15 protein-coding genes are annotated in these 24735 nt (G+C 65.4%); 8 read left to right on the top strand and 7 right to left on the bottom strand.

Features of this window, described 5'->3' with window-relative positions:
• Positions 1-107 precede the first annotated feature (107 nt).
• The gene (locus OUZ49_RS07235) at positions 108-2012 is read right to left on the bottom strand and encodes a S53 family peptidase (protein ID WP_266149557.1); all 1905 of its coding nucleotides are present in this window, start codon (positions 2010-2012) and stop codon (positions 108-110) included.
• 404 nt (positions 2013-2416) lie between these two features.
• Here OUZ49_RS07235 and OUZ49_RS07230 point away from each other — a divergent pair, with 404 nt between their 5' ends.
• The 6 genes from OUZ49_RS07230 to OUZ49_RS07205 all read left to right on the top strand — a co-directional run bounded on the left by OUZ49_RS07230 (position 2417) and on the right by OUZ49_RS07205 (position 10526).
• Entirely contained in the window at positions 2417-3931 is a 1515-nt protein-coding gene (locus OUZ49_RS07230; protein WP_266149556.1) for a fumarate hydratase, read from the top strand.
• A gap of 260 nt (positions 3932-4191) precedes the next feature.
• Complete coding sequence (locus OUZ49_RS07225; RefSeq protein WP_266149554.1) at positions 4192-6810, top strand: bifunctional aspartate kinase/diaminopimelate decarboxylase; 2619 nt, start codon at positions 4192-4194, stop codon at positions 6808-6810.
• An 88-nt stretch (positions 6811-6898) separates the two neighbouring features.
• Positions 6899-7279, top strand: a complete 381-nt coding sequence (locus OUZ49_RS07220) for an endonuclease domain-containing protein (protein ID WP_266149553.1) — start codon at positions 6899-6901, stop codon at positions 7277-7279.
• Between the two features lie 19 nt (positions 7280-7298).
• Entirely contained in the window at positions 7299-8642 is a 1344-nt protein-coding gene (murL, locus tag OUZ49_RS07215; RefSeq protein WP_266149551.1) for a UDP-N-acetyl-alpha-D-muramoyl-L-alanyl-L-glutamate epimerase, read from the top strand.
• A 17-nt stretch (positions 8643-8659) separates the two neighbouring features.
• Positions 8660-10018, top strand: coding sequence for a UDP-N-acetylmuramoyl-L-alanine--D-glutamate ligase (gene murD / locus OUZ49_RS07210; protein WP_266150034.1), 1359 nt, complete (start codon positions 8660-8662; stop codon positions 10016-10018).
• 22 nt (positions 10019-10040) lie between these two features.
• Positions 10041-10526 (top strand): GNAT family N-acetyltransferase, encoded by a 486-nt coding sequence (locus tag OUZ49_RS07205; protein ID WP_266149549.1) that lies wholly within the window; start codon positions 10041-10043, stop codon positions 10524-10526.
• Between the two features lie 82 nt (positions 10527-10608).
• Here the strand turns inward: OUZ49_RS07205 and OUZ49_RS07200 are convergent, their stop codons facing one another.
• Complete coding sequence (locus OUZ49_RS07200) at positions 10609-12687, bottom strand: M13 family metallopeptidase (RefSeq protein ID WP_266149547.1); 2079 nt, start codon at positions 12685-12687, stop codon at positions 10609-10611.
• A 190-nt stretch (positions 12688-12877) separates the two neighbouring features.
• Between OUZ49_RS07200 and OUZ49_RS07195 the strand changes: the two genes are divergently transcribed.
• Complete coding sequence (locus OUZ49_RS07195) at positions 12878-13261, top strand: YfeK family protein (protein WP_266149545.1); 384 nt, start codon at positions 12878-12880, stop codon at positions 13259-13261.
• A gap of 156 nt (positions 13262-13417) precedes the next feature.
• Here the strand turns inward: OUZ49_RS07195 and OUZ49_RS07190 are convergent, their stop codons facing one another.
• The 4 genes from OUZ49_RS07190 to OUZ49_RS07175 form a co-directional block, all read right to left on the bottom strand.
• Complete coding sequence (locus OUZ49_RS07190; protein WP_266149543.1) at positions 13418-17212, bottom strand: translocation/assembly module TamB domain-containing protein; 3795 nt, start codon at positions 17210-17212, stop codon at positions 13418-13420.
• Positions 17213-17222: 10 nt separating this feature from the next.
• Entirely contained in the window at positions 17223-18986 is a 1764-nt protein-coding gene (locus OUZ49_RS07185; protein WP_266149541.1) for an autotransporter assembly complex protein TamA, read from the bottom strand.
• Positions 18987-19100: 114 nt separating this feature from the next.
• Positions 19101-21737 carry a glycosyltransferase family 2 protein gene (locus tag OUZ49_RS07180; RefSeq protein WP_266149539.1) on the bottom strand — a complete coding sequence of 879 codons (2637 nt, stop codon included), beginning with the start codon at positions 21735-21737 and terminating at the stop codon, positions 19101-19103.
• Between the two features lie 430 nt (positions 21738-22167).
• Positions 22168-22839, bottom strand: a complete 672-nt coding sequence (locus OUZ49_RS07175) for a helix-turn-helix transcriptional regulator (RefSeq protein WP_266149537.1) — start codon at positions 22837-22839, stop codon at positions 22168-22170.
• 133 nt (positions 22840-22972) lie between these two features.
• On the opposite strand from OUZ49_RS07175, the gene OUZ49_RS07170 reads away from it, so the two are divergent.
• Positions 22973-24025 (top strand): class I SAM-dependent methyltransferase, encoded by a 1053-nt coding sequence (locus OUZ49_RS07170; RefSeq protein WP_266149535.1) that lies wholly within the window; start codon positions 22973-22975, stop codon positions 24023-24025.
• 174 nt (positions 24026-24199) lie between these two features.
• Here OUZ49_RS07170 and OUZ49_RS07165 read toward each other — a convergent pair whose 3' ends face one another.
• Positions 24200-24667 carry a Dps family protein gene (locus tag OUZ49_RS07165; RefSeq protein WP_266149533.1) on the bottom strand — a complete coding sequence of 156 codons (468 nt, stop codon included), beginning with the start codon at positions 24665-24667 and terminating at the stop codon, positions 24200-24202.
• Between the last annotated feature and the right edge of the window lie 68 nt (positions 24668-24735).

Here is a 24735-nt window from a genome sequence, read left to right as displayed (position 1 = left end):
ATGGCGGTTGAGTCCGGCCTCAGCAAGCCCCGGTCACGCGGAAAGGAAAAAAGCGGAAGCCGGCACCTTGCGGCACCGGCTTCCGCCAGGTCTTGCTCAAGGCCCGCTTAGAACACGCTGAGGAACAGGGCCAAGTTGGTGGCGTTGAGCGTGCCGATACCTGCTCCCGGCTCGTAACCCGTGACACCCTGGTAGAACCAGTTGTCACCCGCCTTGATATCGTTGAAGGCCGAGAACGGGCCATAACCAAAGATATTCTGCAGCGGATAGATCTGCGGGTTCCAGAAGCCGGTGCGGCCATGCGTCGACTGTCGCAGCAGGGCGGCGATGCCGTTGAGCTGGGGCGCCACGAAACTGGTGCCGCCTTCGAACGTCAGCAAGCCCGGGCCGTCCGTCGAGGAAACGAAGCTGTAGCCGGTTTCAGGGTCGGCATTCAACGAGAGGTCGGGCACGTTGCGGCCGCGGAAGTTGGCTGGCAGCGTGTAATTGATGCCGTTATCGGGGAGGGACAAGGTCTGGTTCTTCTCGGTCTTGCGGATGCCCGAGGTGAACTGCTGGTACAGCGGCGTTGGCCAGAACACGCTCACGCCGCCACCGCTACCGGTTGAGAAAACCCGATAAAGGAAATTGATGCCGAGATTGGTCTGGAAGTAGTTCGCGATGTAGTCCCAGCCCCAGACGCTTTCCTTGGTGATCGACGCCGTTGGGCCACTGCGGAAGCTATAAGTGAAGGGCACGGTGGTGCCGCCCGCCGTGGTGATGAAGGGATCGGCTCCCGGGGAGTCCGCGGTGAGCGGTGGCGGCACAGGGTCGGAGGGCAAGCCGCCAAAAAACGACACGGTGTCGAACGCGCCGGAGTCGCCCGAGGTGGCGAACATCGTGATGCCTTGTACAGCCGCTTCCAGGAATACCTGGTGCAGGGCCTGCATGTAGGCGACATTGGCGTCCAGTTGCAGGATGTAGAGGACCTCGGGCTCGCCCCAGCTGACCGACAGGCTGTCGACCTTGTTGTCGGACACGGCCTGGTTGAACACATCGAAGAAGCCGGCATCGGTGTTCGGTGCGTGGTAGACGACGATATCGGCCCACGGCGCCAGGCCGCCGGACTGCTCGACGTCAAGCGAAGTCTCGCCGGAGCCATCGGGTCCGCTCAGCGGGCCACCGCCGTCGACCGCGAACTTCGTGATGCGATTCGGCTTCACCGCCAGGCCGATATCGCTCCAGTAGGTATACGCATCGGCAACCACGAAGTCCGCCAGCGTGGCGATGCCGATGGTCGAACCCTTGCCGTTGATGCCGGCCTTGTACAGTGGATTGACGTTGTAACGGTTGGCGACATCACCCACGGTGAATTCGCCGGGTGTACAGGTCGCCGTCGGGTTGCCCGTACAGGGCGTGGTGGCCGGCGCGGCGGTGGCGCTCTTGGCCAGCGCATTGGCATGGCTGCTGGCCGGCGCTGGCTCTAACGCGCTTACGCGGTGGGAGCGGAAATGTGGCTCGCTGTTCAGGCCCGAAGTCAGCACCAGGGTGCCGGAAAGCGCGGCTGGCACCGTCAGCGCCGTGCTCGGGCGATGGAAGGTCGAGCCATCACTGGCGCGATAATCGTGCACGGATGTCTGGAACGCCTTGTTGAACTGGCCGATCGTGCCGCTCACCTGGATCGCCAGATGATTCGGCAACAGCTGGACCTGGGTCAGCCCCTGCTGCTTGATGAAGGCTTGCACCTTGGAGATTTCATCGGCGGTGGCGCCGTAGCGATCCGCGAACTGGTCGGTGGTGAGGAAGCGGTGATAAGAGGGGTTGCCTTGCGTGACCGTGCTGTAGATATAGCTTTCCAGCGCCGCCTGATTGTGCAGTCCCAGCACCAGCGTGACATTGACCTTCTGATTGGTGTTGCTGGCCCCAAGGTCAGCAGCCGACGAAGCGCCGGCGGCGAAGGATGCCATGGTGAAGCCACCGAGCAGCAGCGCCAGCGAGGCCGCTAGCGACTTGCGATGCAAGTTCTTGAGCATGTGCGTTCTCCAAGGGTAAAAACGGTCCCGCTGAGCGGCGCTGCGGTATCACGGATGTGATGCTCCACCGCCCGGCTGGTCGTGGTTTGTCATCGCGTTCCCCAACAGCCGGGGCGTCCCCTGGAAGATCAACCGCGCCGGCCACCCGAACCTACGCCCATTGCATGGGCCTTGGAAGTAGCTGAAATTTCGTAAAAAATTGCCAAATCCGCGTCGGGGTTGAAAAGTGCCGCGCAAAATATTGCGCCTATATCGTTCGGCCGAGGAATGCCTGGGCCCCTGGGCCGCCTTGCCCAGCCGCGCCGGGCGCGTTCGGCCGATCGATCACTTTGCGGCACAATAGTGGGCTTGTGCGTCGTCAACGGCCGTTTTCGACGCGGTATTCCCCGGAGTCGAAGCTCGCCATGACCACCATCAAGCAAGACGATTTGATCCAGTCCGTCGCCGACGCCCTGCAGTACATCAGCTACTACCATCCCGTCGACTACATCACCAACCTCGCCGCCGCCTACGAGCGCGAAGAGTCGCCGGCCGCGAAAGACGCGATGGCGCAGATCCTGATCAATTCGCGCATGGCCGCCGAGGGCCATCGCCCGTTGTGCCAGGACACCGGCATCGTCACCGTCTTCCTCAAGGTCGGCATGAATGTGCGCTGGGACGCCACCCTGTCGCTGGAAGACATGGTCAACGAGGGCGTGCGCCGCGCCTATAACGACCCGGACAACAAGCTGCGCGCCAGCGTGCTGGCCGACCCGGCCGGCAAGCGCACGAATACCAAGGACAACACGCCGGCGGTGATCAACGTCTCGATCGTGCCGGGCGACACCGTCGACGTGATCGTCGCGGCCAAGGGCGGCGGTTCGGAAGCGAAGTCGAAATTCGCCATGCTCAATCCGTCCGACTCCATCGTCGACTGGGTGATCAAGACCGTGCCGACCATGGGCGCCGGCTGGTGCCCGCCGGGCATGCTCGGCATCGGCATCGGCGGCACCGCCGAGAAGGCGATGCTGCTGGCCAAGGAAGCGCTGATGGAGCCGATCGACATCCAGGACCTGATCGCGCGCGGCCCCAGCAATCGCGCCGAGGAACTGCGCCTGGAGCTGTACGAGAAGGTCAATGCACTGGGCATCGGCGCGCAGGGCCTGGGTGGCCTCACCACCGTGCTCGACATCAAGGTGAAGGACTATCCGACCCACGCCGCCAACCTGCCGGTGGCCTTGATCCCGAACTGCGCCGCCACCCGCCATGCGCATTTCACGCTGGACGGCTCCGGCCCGGTGATGCTCGACCCGCCGTCGCTGAAGGACTGGCCGCAGCTCACCTACGACTCTAGCAAGGGCCGCCGCGTGAACCTCGATACGGTGACCCGCGACGAAGTCGCCAGCTGGAAGCCGGGCGAAGTGCTGCTGCTCAACGGCAAGCTGCTCACCGGCCGCGACGCCGCGCACAAGCGCATGGTCGACATGCTCAACAAGGGCGAGCCGCTGCCGGTCGATTTCAAGGGCCGCTTCATCTACTACGTGGGCCCGGTCGATCCGGTGCGCGACGAAGTAGTGGGCCCGGCCGGCCCGACCACGGCCACGCGCATGGACAAGTTCACCGAACAGGTGCTGGCGCAGACCGGCCTGCTCGGCATGGTCGGCAAGGCCGAGCGCGGCCCGGCCGCCATCGAGGCCATCAAGCAGCACCAGTCGGTGTACCTGATGGCGGTGGGCGGCGCGGCCTACCTCGTGTCCAAGGCGATCAAGGCGTCCCGCGTGGTCGGCTTCGCCGACCTCGGCATGGAAGCGATCTACGAGTTCGAGGTGCAGGACATGCCGGTGACCGTGGCCGTGGATTCGGCCGGCACCTCGGTCCACCAGACCGGGCCGAAGGAATGGCAGGCGCGCATTGGCAAGATTCCGGTGGTGGTGGCCTGACGCTCTGCTTCCTCTCCCCTTCGGGGAGAGGACCGAGGTGAGGGGAGGGTGCTCGCGAAAGCCTCTCTAGAACGAGCTCTCGCCTGAACGCGACCGAGGCCAGCCCGACCCCTCACCCCAACCCTCTCCCCAAAGGGGAGAGGGAGCTGTAGGCCCCGCATTTAGCCATCCAAACGCCCGTAGGCGTCCTCCCATTGCATTCCGCCTGCTGCGGCGCAACACTGATCGAATATTTTTCCCGCAACCCAACTGAGAGAACCGTGACCTCGAATGCCCCCGCGTCGCTTCCTGCCGACGCATCCTGGATCGTGATGAAGTTTGGCGGCACCAGTGTCGCCACCCTGCCGCGCTGGCAGAACATTCTGGAGCTGGTCGCCAGCCGTCGCGCCGAAGGCGCACGCGTGCTGGTGGTCGTTTCGGCACTCTCCGGCATCACCGACGCACTCAAACAACTGTGCGCACAGGAAGACAAGGGCAAACGCATCGAGGCTGCCAAGGCGATCGCACAGCGTCATTACGAGCTGCTCGATCACATGCAGCTGGCGGTTCCGGACACGCTCGGCGCACGTCTGGCCGAACTCGCGTCGCTGGCGGAGGACGGCCCCGCGGCACTCGGTGAGCTGGCCTGGGCCGCCCTGGTGCAGGGGCATGGCGAGTTGATGTCGAGCGCGCTCGGCTCAGCCTTCCTCAGCCATAGCGGCTTGCCCACGCAGTGGCTCGATGCACGCGACTGCCTTGCCGCGGTCGCGCTGCCGAACCAGAACGAGCGCACCAAGCTGCTGTCGGCCATGGTCGAGGCCAAGCCCGAGCCCGCCTTGAACGCGCGCCTGGCACAGCTGGGCGAGGTGTTCATCACCCAAGGCTTTATCGCCCGCGAAGCGCAGGGCCGTACGGTCCTACTCGGGCGGGGTGGTTCGGATACCTCGGCCTCGTACTTCGGCGCGCTGCTGAAGGCGCAGCGGGTAGAGATCTGGACCGACGTGGCCGGCATGTTCACCGCCAATCCGCGCCAGGTGCCGAGTGCACGTCTGCTGCAGCGCCTCGATTACGAGGAGGCCCAGGAAATCGCCTCCACCGGCGCCAAGGTGCTGCATCCGCGCTGCCTGTCGCCGCTGCGCGAGCCGCGCGTGCCGCTGCTGATCAAGGACACCAATCGTCCGGAGCTGGAAGGCACGCTGATTGGTCCCGAAGTGCGCGAGCACGCACCCAGCGTCAAGGCGATCAGCGCACGCAAGGGCATCACCCTGGTCTCGATGGAGTCGGTGGGCATGTGGCAGCAGGTCGGCTTTCTTGCCGACGTGTTCGCGCAGTTCAAGCAGCATGGCCTGTCGGTGGACCTGATCGGTTCGGCCGAGACCAACGTCACCGTATCGCTCGACCCGACCGAGAACTTGCTCGACTCCGACGCGCTCGCCGCGCTCGCCAGCGATCTGGCCAAGGTCTGCCGGGTCAAGGTGATCGCGCCGTGTGCGGCGATTACCCTGGTCGGCCGCGGCATGCGCTCCATGCTGCACACGCTGTCCGGCGTGCTGGCGGAATTCGGCCAGCTGCGCGTGCACATGATTTCGCAGTCCTCCAACAACCTCAATCTCACCTTCGTGGTGGACGAGAACGTGGTGGACGAACTCTTGCCGCATCTGCACGAGTTGCTGATCACGGCCGGCGCATTGCGCACCGACGACAGCGCCTTGTTCGGCCCCAGCTGGCAGGCCTTGTATGGCAGCGGCGAAGTATTGCCGCCCGCCGCGGCCTGGTGGCGTACGGACCGCCGCGACGCGCTGCTGAAACTCGGTGCCGAGGCGACGCCGCGCTATGTCTACCACCTCCCTACCGTGCGCCAGCAGGCGCGCGACCTGAAAACGCTGGCAGCGGTCGATCGCCTGCACTATGCGGTGAAGGCAAACACCCATCCGGCCATCCTCAGGGCGCTGGCGGAGGAAGGTTTCGGCTTTGAATGCGTCTCGCCGGGTGAATTGAAGGCGGTGATGGCGGTGGTGCCCGAGACGGCGCCGCTGCTGTTCACCCCCAACTTCGCGCCGCGCGAGGATTACGCCTGGGCGCTGACCACGCGGGCCACGCTCTCGCTCGACTCGCTGTATCAGCTCGAGCAGTGGGGTGAGCTGTTCCGTGGCCGCGAGGTCGTGCTGCGTATCGACCTGGGCCGTGGCCTGGGTCATCACGAAAAGGTGCGCACGGGCGGCAGCGGCAGCAAGTTCGGTTTGCCGGTAGAACAGGTCGACGCGTTCCTGCGCCTGGCCGATACGCACGGCGTCATCGTGCGCGGCCTGCATGCCCACCTGGGCTCGGGCATTCTCGACGACACGCACTGGGGCGAGGTCTATGGCCAGCTGGCCAGCCTGGCCGAGCGCATCGGCAGCGTCACCTTCCTGGATATCGGCGGTGGCCTTGGCGTGCCGTCGCATCCGGGCGAGGCGCGACTGGATATCGCCGCACTCGATCGCGTCCTGCGCGAGGTAAAGGCGGCCTATCCGCACTACAAGCTGTGGATGGAACCCGGCCGTTACCTGGTGGCCGATGCGGGTGTGCTGTTGACCAAGGTCACCCAGACCAAGGGCAAGGGCCATGGCACGGTGCGCTACCTCGGCGTGGACACCGGCATGAACAGCCTGATCCGCCCGGCGCTGTACGAAGCCTGGCACGAAATCGTCAACCTCACCCGGCTCGGCGAGCCTGCCACCTCGCTGTTCCAGGTGGTAGGCCCGATCTGCGAAAGCGGCGACGTGCTCGGCACCGACCGTCGCCTGCCCGAACCGGAAGAGGGCGACGTGATGCTGATCGCCCAGGCGGGCGCATACGGCAAGGTGATGTCGTCGCCGTATAACCTGCGCGATGAGGCCGAGGAAATCATCATCGAGTAAGACCCCACTTCTCCCTCTCCCCTCCGGGGAGAGGGCCGGGGTGAGGGGCGGGTGCTCGCGAAAGACTGGCAACGGAGGGCCTTCAAGGATGAAGCGTCTGAACGTGGATCGGGCTCGAGGGCTGCGAGCGGGGCAAACCGATGCCGAGCAAGTGCTCTGGTACCGCCTGCGCAACCGGCACCTGCAAGGCTGGAAGTTCCGCCGCCAGAACGAGATCGATCAATACATCGTGGATTTCGTCTGCCCGGATGCAGCGCTGATTGTGGAACTGGACGGCGGGCAACATGGCGAACAAGTGGCTTATGACGAGGCGCGCACGCGAAAACTCCAAAACATGGGCTACCGCGTGCTGCGTTTCTGGAACAATGATGTCTTGAAGAATTTGGACAGCGTACTTGAGGTGATCATGGAGGCATTGGCAAGCCCGGCCCCTCACCCCAACCCTCTCCCCGAAGGGGAGAGGGAGTAATGCCCGCGGAGACTTGAGCGTGACAACCAACATCCAACCCCGCCTGACCCAGGTATTTCGCTTCGTGCGCTGCAGCTATGCCGATGGCGTGGCCGAGCTGGTGTATGCCTTTGACCATGGCGAGGAACTGATCGAGCGCGTGCGCTTCCCGCAGGCGCCGGCCTTGCCGGCCAGCCATCAGGCGGCGTTCGATGCGGCGCTGCGCATGCTGCACCTGATTGCCGGCGTGAGCTATTACAAGGCCGGGGTGCCGCCGCGCATCGAGGTCGCCGGTGGCCCGCTGGATGACGCCACGGCGGACCTGCTCGATGCGCTGTATCTGCATGGCCTGGCCGAGTTCGCTTACCGCAACGGGCTGGATCTGCGTGGACGCATCGCGTTTCCGCGTGGCGCCGCGGCACAACCGGCGGCCAAGGCGTTGAACTTGCCGCAACGCACCCTGGTGCCGATCGGTGGCGGCAAGGACTCGTTGGTGGCAGTGGAAGCGATCAAGTCCATCGGTGGTGAGGCGACGGCGGTGTGGGTGGGCAATTCGCCGCTGATCGCCGCCTGCGCCGAGCGCACCGGTTTGCCCATGCTCAATATCCAGCGCGAGCTGGCGCCGGGCCTGTTCGAGCTCAACCGCCTTGGCGCATGGAACGGGCATATTCCGGTGACGGCGGTGAATTCCGCGATCCTGGCCGTGGCGGCGCTGCTCTACGGCTACGACAGCATCGCGTTCGCCAACGAACGCTCGGCGTCCGCGGCGACGCTGGAATACGAAGGCCAGCTGGTGAACCACCAGTGGAGCAAGGGCTACGTGTTTGAACAGCTGCTGGGCGACTGGCTGCACCAGCACGTGGCTGCCGACCTCACTTATTGCTCGCTGCTGCGTCCGTATTCGGAGCTGGCCGTGACGCGTGCGTTTGCCAAGCTCACGCCGTACTTCGATGCGTTCTCCAGCTGCAACCGCAACTTCAAGCTGCTCGGTCCCAAGCCGGCCGACCGTTGGTGCGGTCAGTGCCCGAAGTGCCATTTCGTGTTCCTGGCGCTGGCGCCGTTCCTGGCCAAGCCGCGCCTGTTGTCGATCTTTGGCCGCAATCTGCTGGACGACGAGAATCTCGCGGCCGGCTTCGACGCGCTGCTGGAATACCAGGACCACAAGCCGTTCGAGTGCGTGGGCGAGGGCGCCGAGGCGCGCGCGGCGATGTTCGCCTTGAGCCAGCGCCCGGAGTGGCAGGAAGACGCCCTGGTCAATCGTTTCCGCAACGAGATCCTGCCGCAGCTGGATGCGAGCGAGCTGGCGCTAGAGCCCTGGCTGCAGGCGTCGGGCGAACACCGCATTCCGGCACGCTTGCTGCCTGCCTTGGCGATCTTCGCGTGAAGCAACAGCGGACGCCCTTGCGCATTGCCGACCTCGCCGGCCAGCGCGTGGCGATCTGGGGCTTTGGTCGCGAAGGGCGTGCCGCCATCTCGGCGATTCGGGAACGTTTACCGCAACTGTCCCTCACGCTGTACTGCAGCGAGCCGGAAGTATCGGCTGCCACGGCCTTCGATGCGTCCCTGCTCGTGCACGGCAACGAACCGGATGCGATTGCGCTGGCCTCGTTCGACGTGGTGGTGAAGTCACCCGGCGTCTCCGCCTACAAACCAGCACTGTTGGCCGCGGCCGAGGCGGGTATCCGTATCACTTCAGGTACGGCCTTGTGGTTCGCGGAGCATGCCGCGTCGCGCGTGATTGCCATTACCGGCACCAAGGGCAAGAGCACGACCACGGCGCTGATCGCGCATCTGGCACGTTCGCTCGGCGTACGCACGGCGCTCGCCGGCAATATCGGCCTGCCGATGCTGGAGCTGCTGGATCAGTCCGCCGAGCTGTGGGCGATCGAGCTGTCGAGTTTCCAGACCGGCGAAGCCGGCCCGGTCGAGCTTGGCGTGGTCACCAGCCTGTACGAGGAACACCTCGACTGGCACGGCTCGCGTGAGCGCTATATCGACGACAAGCTCAAGCTGGCCGATGTCTCCCGGCAGTTGCTGGTCAATGCCACCCAGCCGTTCCTGCTGGAACGTACGGCGCAACATCCGAACCGCATGGTGTTCGGTGATGCGGCGGGATGGCATGTGCGCGGTGGTTTTATTTGTCGCGGCACGCAACAGGTTTTCGACATTGCGAGGCTGCGCGCCCCGGGCGAGCACAATGCGTTGAATGCCTGCGCCGCGCTCGCTGCGCTGGAAGCGATGGGTTTCGACGCCGTGGCCGCCGCGGAATCGCTGGCCGCGTTCCGGCCGCTGCCGCACCGCCTGCAGCCCTTGGGCGAGTGTGACGGCCTTGCATGGATCAACGACTCCATCAGCACCACGCCGCAGGCGACGCTGGCAGCACTCGCCAGCCTCGATGGGCACAACATCACGGTCATCGTCGGCGGCCATGATCGGGGCCTCGACTGGTCCGAGTTCTGCGTGGCCATGCAGACCCGCGCGCCGCACGCCATCGTTGCGCAAGGCGCCAACGGCCCCCGCATCGCCCGGGCGCTGCGGGAGGCCGGCGTAAAGACCACGATCGAAGAAGTGGGTGAACTTGCCACCGCCGTGACGCGTGCCAAGGCACTCACGCCCGCAGGCGGCACCGTGCTGCTCTCGCCTGGCGCACCCAGCTTCGACCAGTTTCATGACTATGCCGAACGTGGCCGGCGCTTCGCCGAATGGGCGGGCTTCGATAGTCAGGACATCATCGGCATCGACGGCCTGGGTATCGGCTAGGGCAGCTACGGGTATCGATGACATGCAGGAAGGCGCTCCCACGTCCACGGCTTTCGACATACGCATCGATGATTTGCGCGGGCCCGAGATTGCCGCCTTGTTGCACGAGCATTTGCGTGACATGGCGCTGCACTCGCCACCGGAAAGCATCCATGCGCTCGATCTCGATGCTTTGCGCCGACCGGAAATCACGTTCTGGACGCTGTGGCAGCACGGTGAGCTGATGGGGTGCGGCGCAATCAAGCAGCTGGGTGTGGCGCATGGCGAGATCAAGTCGATGCGTACATCGATGCATTACCGCCGCCAGGGCGTGGCGGCGGCCATGCTGCAACACATCCTCGGCGAGGCGCAGCGACGCGGCTACCAGCGGCTAAGCTTGGAAACGGGAGCGCCGGCCGCATTCGCGCCGGCGCGCGAGTTATATGCACGGTTCGGTTTCGAGCTTTGCGGCCCGTTCGCCGATTACGTCGAAGATCCGTATAGCGTCTTCATGACGAAGAACCTCTGAGCCGTTGCGCCGCGCTTAGCCTTCAGTAAAAAAGCCGCGCCCCGCGAGGGCGCGGCTCTCTGTTTCGACTTGCGTCGATGCCTTACCAGATGCGCACGCGATCCTGCGGCGCCAGGTACAGCGTCTGGCCGGGCTTGGGCTCGAACGCGTCGTACCACGCATCGATATTGCGCACGGTCTGCGCGCGGAAACGGCCGGGTGCGTGTTCGTTGCCGATCACGCGCTGGCGCATCGCTTCGTCGCGCACCTTTTCGCGCCAGGATTGGGCGAAGGCGAGGAAGAAGCGCTGGTCGCCGGTGAGGCCATCGACCACCGCTGCGGGCTTGCCGCCGAGCGACTTCTGGTAGGCGGCATAGGCAATGGTCAGGCCGGACAGGTCGGCGATGTTCTCGCCCAGCGTCTGCTGGCCGTTGATATGCAGGCCCGGCAAGGCTTCGTACGCATTGAACTGCTTCACCAGCTGCTGGCCCGCCGCCTTGAAGTGGGCCAGGTCTTCCGGCGTCCACCAGTTGGCGAGGTTGCCCTGGGCGTCGAACTCGGCGCCGAGATTGTCGAAGCTGTGGCTGATCTCGTGGCCGATCACCGCGCCGATCGAGCCGTAGTTCGCGGCCGCGTCCACCTTGGGATCGAAGAACGGGGATTCGAGGATTGCTGCCGGGAAGTTCAGTGCATTCTGCAGCGGCAGGTTCACCGCGTTCACCGTCTGCGGCGTCATCCACCATTCGTTGCGATCGACCGGCTGGCCGAGCTTGGCCAGCTGGTGCTGGTACTCGAACTTTTCGGCGCGCTGCTGGTTGCCCAGGGCGTCATCGGCGTGGATCTCCAGCGTGCCGTAGTCACGCCAGGTGTCCGGGTAGCCGACGCTGACCTTGATGGCGGCCAGCTTGGCCTTGGCCTTCTGGCGCGTGGCGGGCGTCATCCAGTCGAGGTGATCCACGCGCTCGTCGAACGCGGCGAGGATGTTCTTCACCATCTGTTCGACTTCCTGCTTCGACGAGGCCGGGAAGTACTTCTTCACATAGATCTGGCCCACCGCATCGCCGAGTGCGACATTGGTGCTGGCCACGCCGCGCTTCCACCGATCACGCTGCTTGGGCGTGCCCTGCAGGGTCTGGCCGTAGAAGCCGAAGCTGAGGTCGGCATAGGCCTTGGGCAGCAGGCTCGCGCTTTCATTGAGGGCATGGAAGGTGAGGTAGTCCTTCCAGGTCTGCAGCGGCTCGCTGGCCACCAGGGCGGACAGTCCCTGGATGGCTTGCGGCTGCCATGCGTTGACTACCGTTGCCTGTTCCAGGCCGGCGGCCTTGAAGTAGGTGGCCCAGTCCAGGCCCGGTGCCTTCTGGCTGAACGACGCCGCAGGCCACGGGTTATTCGCCTTGTGCACGTCCTGGCTGTCGACGATGTCCGCATGCGCCTTGGCGATCTTGGTTTCCAGCGCGAGGATGGACTTGGCCTTGGCGTCCGCATCGGCCACGCCGGCCTGCTTGAGCAAGGCGGCGATATACGCCTGGTACTTGTCGCGGGTACCCACCATCGCCTTGTCGTCGGACAGGTAGTAGTCGCGCGTGGGCATGCCCAGGCCGCCTTGCAGCAGGTAGGGGATGTTGCGATTGGCATCCACCAGGCCGTGCGAGACGAACAGGCCAAACAGGTTTTCGGTGTGGAAGTTGGTTGCGTTGACCGGGTCCACGTCGGCGCGCAGGCCGCCGCCCAGTACGCGGGCGAGATCGGCCTGGTTGTGGATGGCGTCGATCTGCTTCAGCTGGGGCTGCAGCGGCGTGAGGCCACGCTTCTCGATGGTGGCCTCATCCATGAAGGCGGCGTAGTAGTCGGCGATCTTGCGCTCGTTGCTGCCCGCCGCCGGGTTGCCCTTGGCGGTGTCGCGGATCAGGTCGGCGGTGCGCTGTTCAGCCTTCTGGAACACTTGCAGGAAGATGCCCGTGCTCGAGCGGTCGGCCGGAATTACTGCGGTCTTCTTCCAGTTGCCGTTGGCGAAGTTGTCGAAGTCGTCGCCCGGCTTGACGCTATGGTCGATGCCGGCCAGATCGATGCCGCTGGGGTTGCGTGCGGGCGCCTGCACCGCCGGGGGTGCGGCGGGGGCGGCAGCCAGGGCGCAGGTGCTGGTCAGGGCTGCAGCCGTGAGAATCCAACGATAGTGCCGCATGGGGCGATACTCCTGGGTAGGAAAACGTTCACCATAATCCCACGACCCGCTCGCGTGGGCATGACCTTTGGGCTATCGGATCCCACCGGTGCTGGCGGTGTCGCCCGTCAGACCCGCTGTCACAGTCAGGAAAGGCGGCGGAAACGCCACTCCGCGAGGATCCCGGGTAGCGAGGACAGTCGAGGTTGGCATGCAGGTGATCAGGCGGCTGGGCGTGGCCTTGATAGCAGTCGTCGCGGGCGGCTGGCCGGCGCTGAGCGCGTATGCAGCCCTGGACGCCACCGGGCAGCGCGAAGTGGCGGCCCTGCTCGACTATGTCGGCAACAGCCATTGCCGCTTTATCCGTAACGGCAGCGAGTACAGCGGCGTCGATGCAAAAGCGCATCTGCAGAGCAAGCTGGAATACCTGGAACACCGGGACCAGATCAACTCCGCCGAGGAGTTCATTGCGCGCGCGGCCAGCACCAGCAGCTTCAGCGGCAAGCCTTACAAGGTGAATTGCGACGGCAAGGAGCAACCGTCCGCCGACTGGCTGACCGAGGAGCTGTTGCGCCTGCGGCAGCAACAGCCCTGAACCCGATACGGCCGTCGTTCTTTTGTAGGAGCGCACCCTGTGCGCGATAAACCGGCAGCATTGCCGGTTTGGGCCAGGGAGGGTCCGGGGGAAAATCCGACGGAGCGGTGACGTCGTGATCGCGCACAGGGTGCGCTCCTACATGGGTCTCACCGCTTACCTTTCGAAGCGGTAGTTGATGCTGGCGCGACTGAATTCGGTGGCGGTCAGCGCCTCGAAATTCCAGCGGCCGCTGATGTGGTAGCGCAGCGTGATCACCTGGCCTGGATCGAACAGCCCGACGCCATAGCTGAAGTAGAGCCGCGGCGAGAGGTATTTGCCGACGGTGAAGGCGGAGCCGCCATTCAGCGCGTCGTTGCTGCTGACGCCCATTTCGTCGATGCCCAGTCGCGCGCCGATGCTCTTGGCCAGCAGGTTGCCCGCGGCCGAGCCCAGGGCCTGGGCCGCCGCATTCACCGTGTTGCCTTCATTGCCCCGGACCTGGGACAGCGGCCTGCCGGTGATCAGGTAGGCGAGGGCGTCCGATTGTTGCATCGCCGGCTGCGAGAACACGTTGAGCACCGGGCGTTGCGCCGTGCCGGTCACCATCAGGCCAACTTGCTGGCCATCACTGATGGTCGCGTTGGGGTTGAGGCGGCGAATGGCGCGGATATTCAGGCCGGGATTGTCGATCGGCGTGCTGGCGAACAGCAGCTGTCCTGTCGAAATCTCCAGATTCTGTCCATAGGCCCGATAGGTGCCGCTGACATTGATCTGGCCCTGGCCGAGGGCGCTGCGGCCAGGGCGCTCGCTTACTACCACCTGGCCGTGCAGGTGGCCGTCCAGGCCCATGCCGACGAGATGGGTCTTCTCGCCCAGATGGACCGTGACGGTCGTGGTGATCGGCAGGCTGGCCACCTGTTCCTCACGATGCGGATCATCCACCACGACCACGTCGGGTGAGGCCCGGGTCGCCCCCGCGCCCGGCAGTTTGGACAGATCCACGTCGGCACTGTCGAGCGTGATCGAGCCGCTGATGTCCAGGCCTTCGGCGCCATGGCGCAGCGCGAGATCGGGCGAGACGGCAACCTTGGCCGAGGGAATATCGACCGCCGTGAAGTTGCTGCCTTTCACCGACAGCACCGCCTTGGCGTCGGCACCCAGGGCCGCGGAACCCTGCAGGGCGACGCTGCCGCTGCCCGAATGCAGCGAACCGACGATATCGAAGTGCCGGGCGTCCCGGGTGCTGACGGTCACCCGGCCGTCGCTGAGCCGTAGTCCCATCGCCGGGATCTCGGCGGCCAGTTCGCTTGCGACCGCCTGGCCGTTGATCGCCGGCTGGGCCACGGTGCCGCCCAGGGTGAAATCGCCGCTGATCGTGCCCTTGGGCCTGACCACCGCGTTGGTGAAGACTTCCAGCAAGGCCAGGTTGGTCACGTGCATGGAGACGCGACCAGCCAGTGCCTGCTGGGCGCCGCTGATGGTGACCTGGCCGTCCAGACGTCCGTTGTTGGTGAGGCCCGCATGCAGGTCGATGCGCTGGTTCGATGGGCTCAGCTGTGCGTTGAGTGCGAGGTTGTCGTAGGTCAGCAAGGGCTGGTCGACCCGATCGGCAAAGGCGATGGAGCCGCGCACGGACGTGATGGTCGCCGTGCCGTTCAGTGCGCCGGCCGTATTGCGGCGGACGCTGCCGTTGCCTTCCAGGGTGCCTTCCACGCGCATCGGCACCTTGCTGCTGCTCACCGCGCTCAACACCAGGGCGATGGGCAGGTTGCGCAGCCGATAGCTGGCATCCAGGTTGCCTGCCTTGTCCTGTTTGGCGGCAGCGCACAGCAGCGGCTCGCCGGCCGTCAGGCACAGTTCCGATGCGCTCATCGCGCCGTCGTTGTACGAGAGCTGGGAGGGCTGCTGCAGACGCCAGGGGGGCAGGCCCTGCACATCGAGGGTGAGTGAGGTCAGCGTGCCGTTCCAGGCCGAACCGCGCAGGCTGCCATTGAGGGCCAGGGCGGTTGTCAGCGCCGCGCCGTGGGCGTTGAGCGTGAGGTTGTGGCGTTCCGCGGTGCCGTCGCCACGCACACTGACCTGGGTGAAGGCGAGGCCGCCCGCATTCACGCCCGTGGCCTGCAGATCGAGCCTGCCGCCGGGGCGGCTGATGTCTGGGACGTTGGCGAGCAGGCGCAGGCTGTCCACGCGTTGCCCGGCGTAGCTGAGTGCCTGGCCTTGCAGGTTCGCATCGACGGCCAGGCCGGGATATTTCCCGAGCACCCGGATGCTGCCCTGGACGCGACCGGCCGCATCCGGCAGCCAGTCCGCCAGGGTGGCGATGGCCAGCGTGATGGTGACGTTGTTGCTGTTGCCCGGCCGCGCGTCGATGCGCACATCGCTGCCACCCGAGACCAGATGCAGCTGGCCATTCAACACGCCTTCCGGCGGCAGATGCAGCTTGCCTTCGCCGCGCACGGTGCGATCGCGCAGTTGTCCGACCAGCGTGCGGATCTCCAGGGTGACGTCGGGGCGGTCCTTCGGCAGCGTCCCCTGCGAGGCGATGTCGAAATCGAGCGAGCCATGCCACTTCGCCAGCACGTGGCCGGGGTCGAACTTGTTCGCCGTGGCTTCCAGTTGCCAGGCCAGTGCGGGCTGCAGCGTGAGCGTGCCCTTGGCATCCAGCTGCCCCTGCGGCTGCTTGACCGTGAGCGAGTGCAGGGTGATCAGTTGCTGCGTGCCGTCGAGGGCGAGCGAGATGTCGGCCAGCTGGCCGGGTGGCCCCAGCGCCAATTTGCCCTCGGCGTGGAACTGGTCGAGGCTGCCCTTGGCCTGCAGCTGGCCATGGCTCAGCAAGGTTTGTCCGACCAGGGCCTCGGGCAGTTCCAGGCCAGCCCAGTCGACGGTGAGGTCCGCCGACAGCGGATGCGCGCCGAGCTGCACGACGCCGCGCGCCGTGACATCGCCCTTGAACTGTGGCGAGGCCAGGTCGAGCTGGTCGAACGTGAGCGTCTTCAGGTCGTCGCTGAAACGCGCACGCAGTGGGCGCAGTTGCAGCTGGTAGTCGTTGAGTCCCAGTTGACCCGTCAAGCTACCGCTGCGGCGATCGCCGTGGCCTTCAAGCGCCACCGCCAGGGCCGTGAGGGAACTCTCACCCAGCAGGGGCTTGGGGTTGAACGCCGGTGCGTCCAGCCGCGCGGTCCAGGCGTTGTCGCCACTTTGCGCCAGTGCGAGTTGCAGATGCGCGGCCATGGGTTGGCTGAGCTGCACATCGGCACGGGCGTGCTTGCCATCGCCATGGGCCTGCAACTCGCCGGCATAGTCGGTGCCGGCGAGGCGCCAGGCGAAGCGCAGCTTGCTGTCGCCACGATAGTTGGCCGCCACCACCAAGGTGCCATCGAGATCGACATGACCATCCGGCGCGCGCAGGGCAAGCTGTCGCAACTCGATGCCTTGCGATGTCCACGCACCCACCAGGTCGAGGCTGTGCGAGGCAAACAGCAGCTGGCCCGCCTGGGTCAGGCGGAAGCTACCGACATGCGCGCGATCCAGCACCATATTGAACGGCGGTTGCAGCGAGAAGCTGCTTTCGTTGTCCGGATTGCTCTTGGCCAAGGCGATATCCACGCCGTCGACGTCGAGCACGCGCGCGTGCACGCGCTTGTGCAACAAGGACCGCACGCGCAGATCCAGATGCGCCTTCGCCACCTTCACATCGAGGCCGGTGCCGTCCGCATAGCGCAGGCCGACCAGGTCCAGCGGTCCGATCAGTCGCCCCTGCGCCGACTGCACGCTCAGTGCGCCATGGGTGAAGCCTTCGGCACGCGCCAGGGCGAAGCGCAGGCCAGGGCCGGTGCCGACCAGCCAGCCAAGGAAGAGTGCGAGCAGGAGCAGCAGGGCGAGCAGCGCCAGCAGCGTCCGGCGCAGCCAGCGGCGACGCGGTGGCGGCGCGGGAGCAGTGGCAGCGGGTGTGGAGGTCGCGGCGGTCATCGCGTCTTTCTCACAGATCCGGGCCAATCACCACGTGCAGCTCCACGCCGTGATGCGTCGAGTTGTGCACGGGTACGCCCAGGTCAAGCCGGATCATACCCACCGGCGACAGCCAGCGGGCACCGAGTCCCGCGCCGATGGCCGGTTTGTAATCGGTGCCGCTGAACGCGTTGCCGGCGTCGACGAAGCTGGCCATGCCCCAGGTGCGGCTGAAGTAGTGTTCCACCTCGGTGCTGGCGACCAGCAGGTTCTTGCCGCCGATGACGCGGCCGTAACTGTTCTCCGGTCCGATGCTCTGGAAACCATAGCCGCGGATCGAGCGGTCGCCGCCGGCGAAGAAGCGCAGCTGCGGCGGCAGGTCGGAAAAATCATTGGTCCAGGTCGCGCCGGCCGAACCGCGCAGGATCAGGCGGTTGTTGCCGGCGAAGGAGTTGATCCATTTGGCGTCGGCGGTGACCTGGCTGAAGCTGGCGTCTGACAGCAGGGTGCCGACGGTACTGCGGGCGGTCAGCACCAGCGACCAGCCATTGCGCACGAAGATCGGGTTGTCGCCGGATTTGCGTGACAGCGACATCTCCGGATAGACCAGGGTGCTCTGGCCGTGATCCAGGCCGGGCGTATTGTCCGGTTCGTTGCCCCGCTTGCCCACGGTAAAGGTGCCGTCGAGTACATGCATGCCGATGCTGCGGGTCCAGCCGTACCACTGGCGCGTTTCGTTCGCGATGACTTCCAGCGTGCGCGACTGCGAGGTGTCGGTGTTCGAATCGCGATAGATGGCGCCGTAGTTGAAGCTGCGTTGATTCTGGCCAGGCATGGGCACCACATACAGCGTCGAGACGGTCTTGAGGTTCTGCGCCAGCACCACCTCGTTCTTCCATTTGTGCCCGCGCTTGTTGGTCCAGCGCAGCTCGTAGCCAAGGCGCACGCCGAAACCGGTGTCGGTGCCGAAGAACGGGCCGCCGGTGTAAATCGTGCGCTTGGCTGGCGCCAGGTCGACCTTGACGTCGACCACGCCATTCTTCTTGTCGTCGACATCGGGCTGCACGTTGACCACCGAGAAATAGTCGGCGCCGTTCAAGGCCTGTTGCAGCTGCAGCAGCTGGCTTTGCGAGAAATAGTCGCCGTGCTTGAACGGCACATAGCGCTGCAGGAAGCCGGGGCGGAACTGCGAGCCTTCGAAGTGCACGTCGCCGAAGCGATAGCGCGGGCCGACTTCCCAGACCAGGCGGACCACGGCACTGCGCTCGCCGCGGTTCACTTCGACTCGGCGGGTGGTCAGGCGGGCGTCCAGGAAACCGTCGGCGGTCAATGCGCTGCTGAGCGCGTCGCGGGCGGCGTCATACACGCCGTGGTTGAGGACTTCGCCCTTGAGGTTCTCGATGGCGCGCTTGGCGCGACGGATGCCCGGGATCTCGGCGGCCTTCGGGTCGAGCTTGAGCTCGACGGCGGTCACTGTGACCGGCACGCCCGGGGTGACGTGCAGGGTGACGCGCCAGTTGCCCCCGCCCAGCGACTCGAGCCGGCCATCCACCGCGGCCTCGTAGTAGCCATAGGGCTCCATGGCGCTCTTGGCCTGGTCGACGGCCTGGCCATAAAGCCGCTGCATCTGGGCATCGGTGACGCTGCGATTGGCGTATTGGGCGACATCGACGCCCGAGGTGACGGCGAACTTGAGCGGATCCTCTACGCCATCCACCACCAGCTGCACGCTCGCGTGCGCGAGCAGCGGCAACCACAGCAACGGCAGCAGCGTCAGGCGTTGGATTCGGCCCATGCGATCGGTGTTTCCATCCTGGAAGCCTTGGGTAGGCGCTGTGACACGCCCGCCCGCAGCTTAGCTGACCCGTCACTCCTGGACCCATGGACGCAGCCATGGGTCACCTGGGTGTCAGCCGGCCTTGTCGCCGGCCTTGTGCGCAATCCACGCACCCACCACGGCCGAGACATAAGGGATGGACTGTGCAGCCATGATGAACATCCACAGCACGCCTTCGACGTAATGCGTGCCGAAGCGCAGGCCCATGCCGGCGATGCACAGGAACAGCGCGACCGCCATCAGCAGTTCCTCGCGCACCGGCGCGAAGGCAGCGAAATTGCTGCCGCCCAGGCGTCGGCTCTTAGCCGTCACCACGAACGAGGTCTTCTCGCGCGTCAGGCCGTGCAGGATGCCGCGGGCAATGGCGTGCGACAGGCCCATGCTGGCCAGCGAGGCCATCAAGGTGTCGTACCAGCTGCAGGGGACCCGGGCGCGGTACAGCACGATGCCAAAGATCGCCTTGGCGAAGAAGAAGCCGATCACCGGGATCAGGAACAGCTGCATCGGCAGGCTGAAGATGGTCGGGAAGGCCACCATGCCGGCGGTCCAGAAGATCGCCATCATGGTGAAGATCAGGTGCAGCGCGTCGGCAAACCAGCTGAACCAGCCGGTGAGGAAGTGGAAGCGCTGGCCGCCGGAGAGCGGCCCCTTCTTGGTCATCCAGTCCCAGCGGCCCTTGAGAATCTGCATGGCACCGAAGGCCCAGCGGTAGCGCTGGCTCTTGTAGGCCTTGAAGTCGGCCGGGGTCAGGCCCTTGCCCATCAGCTCGTCGACATACACCAGCTCATAGCCGGCATGCATCAGGCGCAGGCCCAGCTCGGCGTCCTCGCAAATGGTCCATTCCGACCAGCCGCCGGTGCCTTCCAGCGCCGAGCGGCGCACCATGGTCATGGTGCCGTGCTGGATGATGGCGTTGCGCTCGTTGCGGTGGTGCATGCCGATGCGGAAGAAGCCGTCGTATTCCCACGCGGTCATGCGGCGGAAGCGGTTGTGCTCAAACTCGCGGTGCGCCTGCGGGCACTGCACCACGGCCACCTTCGGGTTGTGGAAGTGGCCGGTCAGCGCGGCCAGCCAGTCCTTGCGCACTTCGTAGTCGGCATCGATCACCGCCACCACGTCGGCGCGCGGGTCGGTTTCCTTCAGGCCGAAGTTCAGTGCGCCGGCCTTGAAGCCCGGCCACGGTTCCAGATGGAAGAAGCGGAACTTGCTGCCCAGCTTTTCGCAGTAGTCCTGCACCGGCTTCCAGATCGCCGGGTCCTTGGTGTTGTTGTCGATCACCAGGACTTCGTAGTTCTCGTATTCCAGCGCGGCCAGCGAGTCCAGCGTGATGATGACCATCTCCGGCGGCTCGTTGTAGCAGGCCAGGTGGATCGACACGAACGGCTGCCTTTCCACCGGGTCGGGCCTGAGCAGGCCGGCGTGGCGAATCCAGTCGCGGCGCCACAGCACCTCGGTGAACTCGAAACCGTTGATCAGCAGGATGCCGAGGATCGCGATCTGGGCCGGGAACAGCAGCACCAGCATGGTCCAGTCGATCCAGCTCAGGTAGAAGTTGAACGGCAGCGTGGCCGACCACACCACCAGGCCGCAGGCCAGCTGGATCAGCGCACAGAAGAAGAACCGCCCCATCAGCTTGAAGCGGCTGTAGTGGCGCGCGAACCAGATCATCGGCAGCAGGGCGAGCAGGCTCGCCGCCAGCGCCTTCCACGGCCAGCCGGTATCCTCGGTCACCGGGCCGGTGAACGGGAATTTCAGCTGGCGATCGGCGTTGAACATGCCCCAATAGGCCTCGGTGCGGCCGGACAGCTTCTCCTTCCAGGGCTGGTCGAACGCTTCCATCACGTAGTAGTCGATGTTGCGTTTCTTCGCCTCGTTGAACCAGGTGCGCAGGAAGATCGCCTGGTTCGATACCGATGGGTCGGCGTACTTGAAGCGATCGCCGTTCGAAGGCCAGCCGATTTCGCCGATCACGACGAGCTTGCCGGGAAACATCTTCTGCAGCGTTTCATAGCTGCCCAGCGCATCCTTGATCGCCGGGTAGCGGCCAAGCGGATCGTTGCGGTCAAGCCCCCGGCCGGTAGCCGTGGCGGCAATGCCGTTCCAGTACGGGAACAGGTGCACGGTGATGAAGTCGACGTGCTGGGCCAGTTCCGGGTACTTGGCCCAGATGTGCCAGGGCTCGGCAATCGTCACCGGCTGGTGCACCGCCGCGCGCACGCGGTCGGCATAGGCCATCAGTTGTTCGGGTGACACATCGTTGCGGAACAGCACTTCGTTGCCGACGATGACCCGATTGATCGAGTTGGGGTAACGACGCGACTGGGCAATCAGCGCCTCGATCTCCTTCTCGTTGTTGTCCAGGCGGCGGTCGATCCACGCGCCGGCCATCACCTGCAGCCCTTCCTGTTCGGCCAGGCGATACACCTGCGGGGTCAGCAGCATCGAATAGGTGCGGATGCGCGGCGAATACTGGCTGATCAGCTTGAGATCACCAGCGATTTCGTCCTCGCTCGGAAAATCGTTCTTCAGCGGGTTCTGATAGCGCTGGAAGGCGGACAGCGCAAAGCCACCGATCGGACCTTTCCAGTCCTCGGGGCCATGCGGCAGGTTGCTCCACCACCACAGGCCGATGTTCATGGCCGCAACGATCAGGGCGAGCAGGATGCCTGCGAGCAGCGGATGCCGGCTGTCGTTAGAGTTTGGTTTCATATCCCAAGTGCCTCGCGCCGGGAGCTGTTTGCGCGCAGGGCAAGGAAGAGCGAGGAAGTGTACGTCGCTACACGACTGAGCGATGACGCCGCCCTGTGGGCAAACAGACCCGGCCCGTACGGTTGCGCCTGGCAACTGCTCAAGCGCAACGCGAGGTACTTGGAGTATGAAACCAGACTCTTGGTTGGTGTGGCGCTCAAAACGATCCCCGTGGCTGCCTCACACGAGGCCGAAAAGCGTGAGGAGCTTAACCATGCAGCGCATTTCCCTCAATAAAGAGAGGGTGGAGTGGTCAGCGCCAGGTCAGGCCCGGGTGGTCTGCAAACGTCCGAATTCCACGCCTGGATAGCTTTTGCGGGGTCGTCGGGTCAAAGCATGTGGCTTGCTTCAGTCGCGAATACAACGGGATGGCCGGCTGCGCCGACGATCCCTAACGATACGGTCCCACCATACGGCACAACTGTGCCACCAGCGCTCCCTGGCTGTGTTTCATGGTCTTCTCGAACACGTGCTTGAGGTGATTGCGCGCGGTGCCTTCCCCCATGGCCAGCAGACCGGCGCAATCGCGCAGCTCGTGACCATCCGCCAACAAGGCAGCCAGCGCGGCCTCGCGTGGAGTGAGGCCGAACACTTCCGCCATGGCCCCACGGGAAACCGGCTGGAGGCGCTCTGGGACGTCGATGAAGATCGCTGTCCGCCCCGGCGACCCGGCCAGGGCCGAGAAGGTGAGCAGCAACGGCGCCCGTCGCGCAGGGCCGGGTCGGTGCAGCGACAGGTAGCGCGTTGCCGTTGCGTCACCGTCGCCCGCCGGCGCCAGGCCCGTCAGGGCCAAGGCCTGGCGCAGACGGCAGGTGCCTCCGCTGGTGCTGGCCCTCAGGCCGTCGGGTCCTTCCGCCAGTCCATCATGGCTGGCCAGGATGCGGCGCGCTTCGCGATTGGCGTAGCACGGGCGCGCGTCCGCATCGGCCAGGATCACGCCTATCAGCAGTTGATCGAGCAGTTCACCCAGGACGGCGGCGGAAACGCCGGCATCGTGCCGGTATTCATCGCGTATCGGCGGAAGCGCGTGAAGGTCGCCCACGGACGGTGCATTCGGATGCATGAAGGCCTCCTCGCCACGGAACCTAGTGCTTTCGGGCTGTCCGGTTTGGGACAGGCGCTCATGTCGGCGGTGGCGTATGCAGAGCTTTTGATCCTACTCCACCGTCGCGCAGGCGGTGTCGCGGAGTTGTGCCATGGCCATCGACGAACAACGACTGCAGGCGTTTCTGGGCAAGGCGGTGTGCGACCTGGGTGCGGCGACGAGCGCCACCTTGATCCAGATCGGCGACGAACTGGGTTTCTACAAGGCGCTTGCCGGCGCACGCCTCACCCCGGCCGAACTGGCCCAGCGCACGGGCACGTTCGAGCGCTACGTGCGCGAGTGGCTGGGCAATCAGGCGGCAGGCGGCTACGTGGAGTTCGACGAGGCCAGCGGAACCTACGGCCTGAGCGAGGAGCAGGCGCTATGCCTGGCCGACCCCAACGGGCCGGTCGACCTGCCCGGGGCCTATTCCATCGTCGAGGCGATGTTCCACGCCAAGGAGCGCACACTGGCCAATTTCCGCAACGGTCGCGGCATGGAATGGGGCGAGCATCATCCCTGCCTGTTCCATGGCACCGAGCGTTTCTTCCGCGCCGGCTACAACGCCAACCTGATTGCGGCATGGCTGCCGGCGCTGGACGGCGTGGTGGACAAGCTGCGCCGGGGCGGTCGCGCTGCCGACGTGGGCTGCGGCCACGGCGCCAGCACGATCCTGATGGCGCAATCGTTTCCCGAGTCGGAGTTCGTGGGCTACGACTACCACGCGCCCTCGATCGACGTGGCGCGCGAGCGCGCCAAGGCGGCCGGCGTGGAGAATGCGCGCTTCGACGTCGCGGATGCCGCCGGCTACACCGGCAGGAATTTCGACTTGATCGCGTTCTTCGATTGCCTGCACGACATGGGCGATCCGGTTGGAGCCGCCAGGCACGCGCACCAGGCCCTGAAGAGCGATGGCAACTGCATGATTGTCGAGCCGTTTGCCGGCGACAGCGTGCAGGAGAACATGAACCCGGTCGGCCGCGTGTACTACGCCGCCTCATCGCAGATCTGCGTGCCGGTGTCGCTGGCGCGCAAAGGCCCGGCACTGGGCGCGCAGGCCGGCGAGAAGCGCCTGCGCCAGGTCGTGGTCGACGGCGGCGGCTTCCGCCAGTTCCGCCGCGCCACCGAAACGCCGTTCAACCTGGTGCTGGAAGCGAGGCCGTAGCGCACTTCTTCCTCTCCCCTTTGGGGAGAGGACCGAGGTGAGCCCCGAAAAGGGGGTAAAGGGCGGGTGCTCGCGAAAGCCTCTGTAAGAGCAAGCGTTCGCTCGATGTTCCACCGAGGCCAGGCCGACCCCTCACCCCAACCCTCTCCCCGAAGGGGAGAGGGAGCCAATTGGCTACTTCAACAGCGAACGCAACATCCACGCCGTCTTCTCATGCTCCTTCAGGCGTCCGGTCACGATATCGGCCGTGCCTTCGTCACCAGCCGCATCAGCCGCCTTGATGACTCCGCGCGCGGTGTGCGCGGCAATCTCGTGCCCCTCGACCAGCTGGCCGACCATATCCTTCCACTCCGGGACTCCCGCTTCTTCCTTGATCGAGGTGAGCTTGCCGAACTGGCTGTAGGAGCCCGGCGCGAACACGTCCAGGGTGCGGATGCGCTCGGCGATCTCGTCGGCGGCCAGCCACAGTTCGTTGTACTGGGTCTCGAACATGGCATGCAGGCTGTTGAACTGCGGCCCCGTGATGTTCCAGTGAAAGCTGTGCGTCTTCAGGTAGAGCGAATAGGTATCGGCCAACAGCTTGGACAGCTGCTGGCCGATCTGCTCCCGGTCCTTCTTGGCGATACCGATGGAAATGGCCATGACTTGCTCCTTTTGAGGGTTGGGGGTGGAACCTGGAACCGAGCTTATCGGGCCGGATCCGTGCGGAG

The sequence above is a fragment of the Dyella halodurans genome (assembly GCF_026283925.1).
GTDB classification, from domain to species: domain Bacteria; phylum Pseudomonadota; class Gammaproteobacteria; order Xanthomonadales; family Rhodanobacteraceae; genus Dyella; species Dyella halodurans.
This window is presented reverse-complemented; position numbering and strand designations above follow the sequence as displayed.

Bases quoted from the DNA above. Each gene is read 5' to 3' on its own strand.
- OUZ49_RS07235 (WP_266149557.1), bottom strand. From the start codon at position 2,012: ATGCTCAAGAACTTGCATCGCAAGTCGCTAGCGGCCTCGCTGGCGCTG.
- OUZ49_RS07165 (WP_266149533.1), bottom strand. From the start codon at position 24,667: ATGGCCATTTCCATCGGTATCGCCAAGAAGGACCGGGAGCAGATCGGC.
- OUZ49_RS07190 (WP_266149543.1), bottom strand. From the start codon at position 17,212: ATGACCGCCGCGACCTCCACACCCGCTGCCACTGCTCCCGCGCCGCCA.
- OUZ49_RS07195 (WP_266149545.1), top strand. From the start codon at position 12,878: ATGCAGGTGATCAGGCGGCTGGGCGTGGCCTTGATAGCAGTCGTCGCG.
- OUZ49_RS07200 (WP_266149547.1), bottom strand. From the start codon at position 12,687: ATGCGGCACTATCGTTGGATTCTCACGGCTGCAGCCCTGACCAGCACC.
- OUZ49_RS07230 (WP_266149556.1), top strand. From the start codon at position 2,417: ATGACCACCATCAAGCAAGACGATTTGATCCAGTCCGTCGCCGACGCC.
- OUZ49_RS07170 (WP_266149535.1), top strand. From the start codon at position 22,973: ATGGCCATCGACGAACAACGACTGCAGGCGTTTCTGGGCAAGGCGGTG.
- OUZ49_RS07185 (WP_266149541.1), bottom strand. From the start codon at position 18,986: ATGGGCCGAATCCAACGCCTGACGCTGCTGCCGTTGCTGTGGTTGCCG.
- OUZ49_RS07180 (WP_266149539.1), bottom strand. From the start codon at position 21,737: ATGAAACCAAACTCTAACGACAGCCGGCATCCGCTGCTCGCAGGCATC.
- OUZ49_RS07205 (WP_266149549.1), top strand. From the start codon at position 10,041: ATGCAGGAAGGCGCTCCCACGTCCACGGCTTTCGACATACGCATCGAT.
- OUZ49_RS07175 (WP_266149537.1), bottom strand. From the start codon at position 22,839: ATGCATCCGAATGCACCGTCCGTGGGCGACCTTCACGCGCTTCCGCCG.
- OUZ49_RS07220 (WP_266149553.1), top strand. From the start codon at position 6,899: ATGAAGCGTCTGAACGTGGATCGGGCTCGAGGGCTGCGAGCGGGGCAA.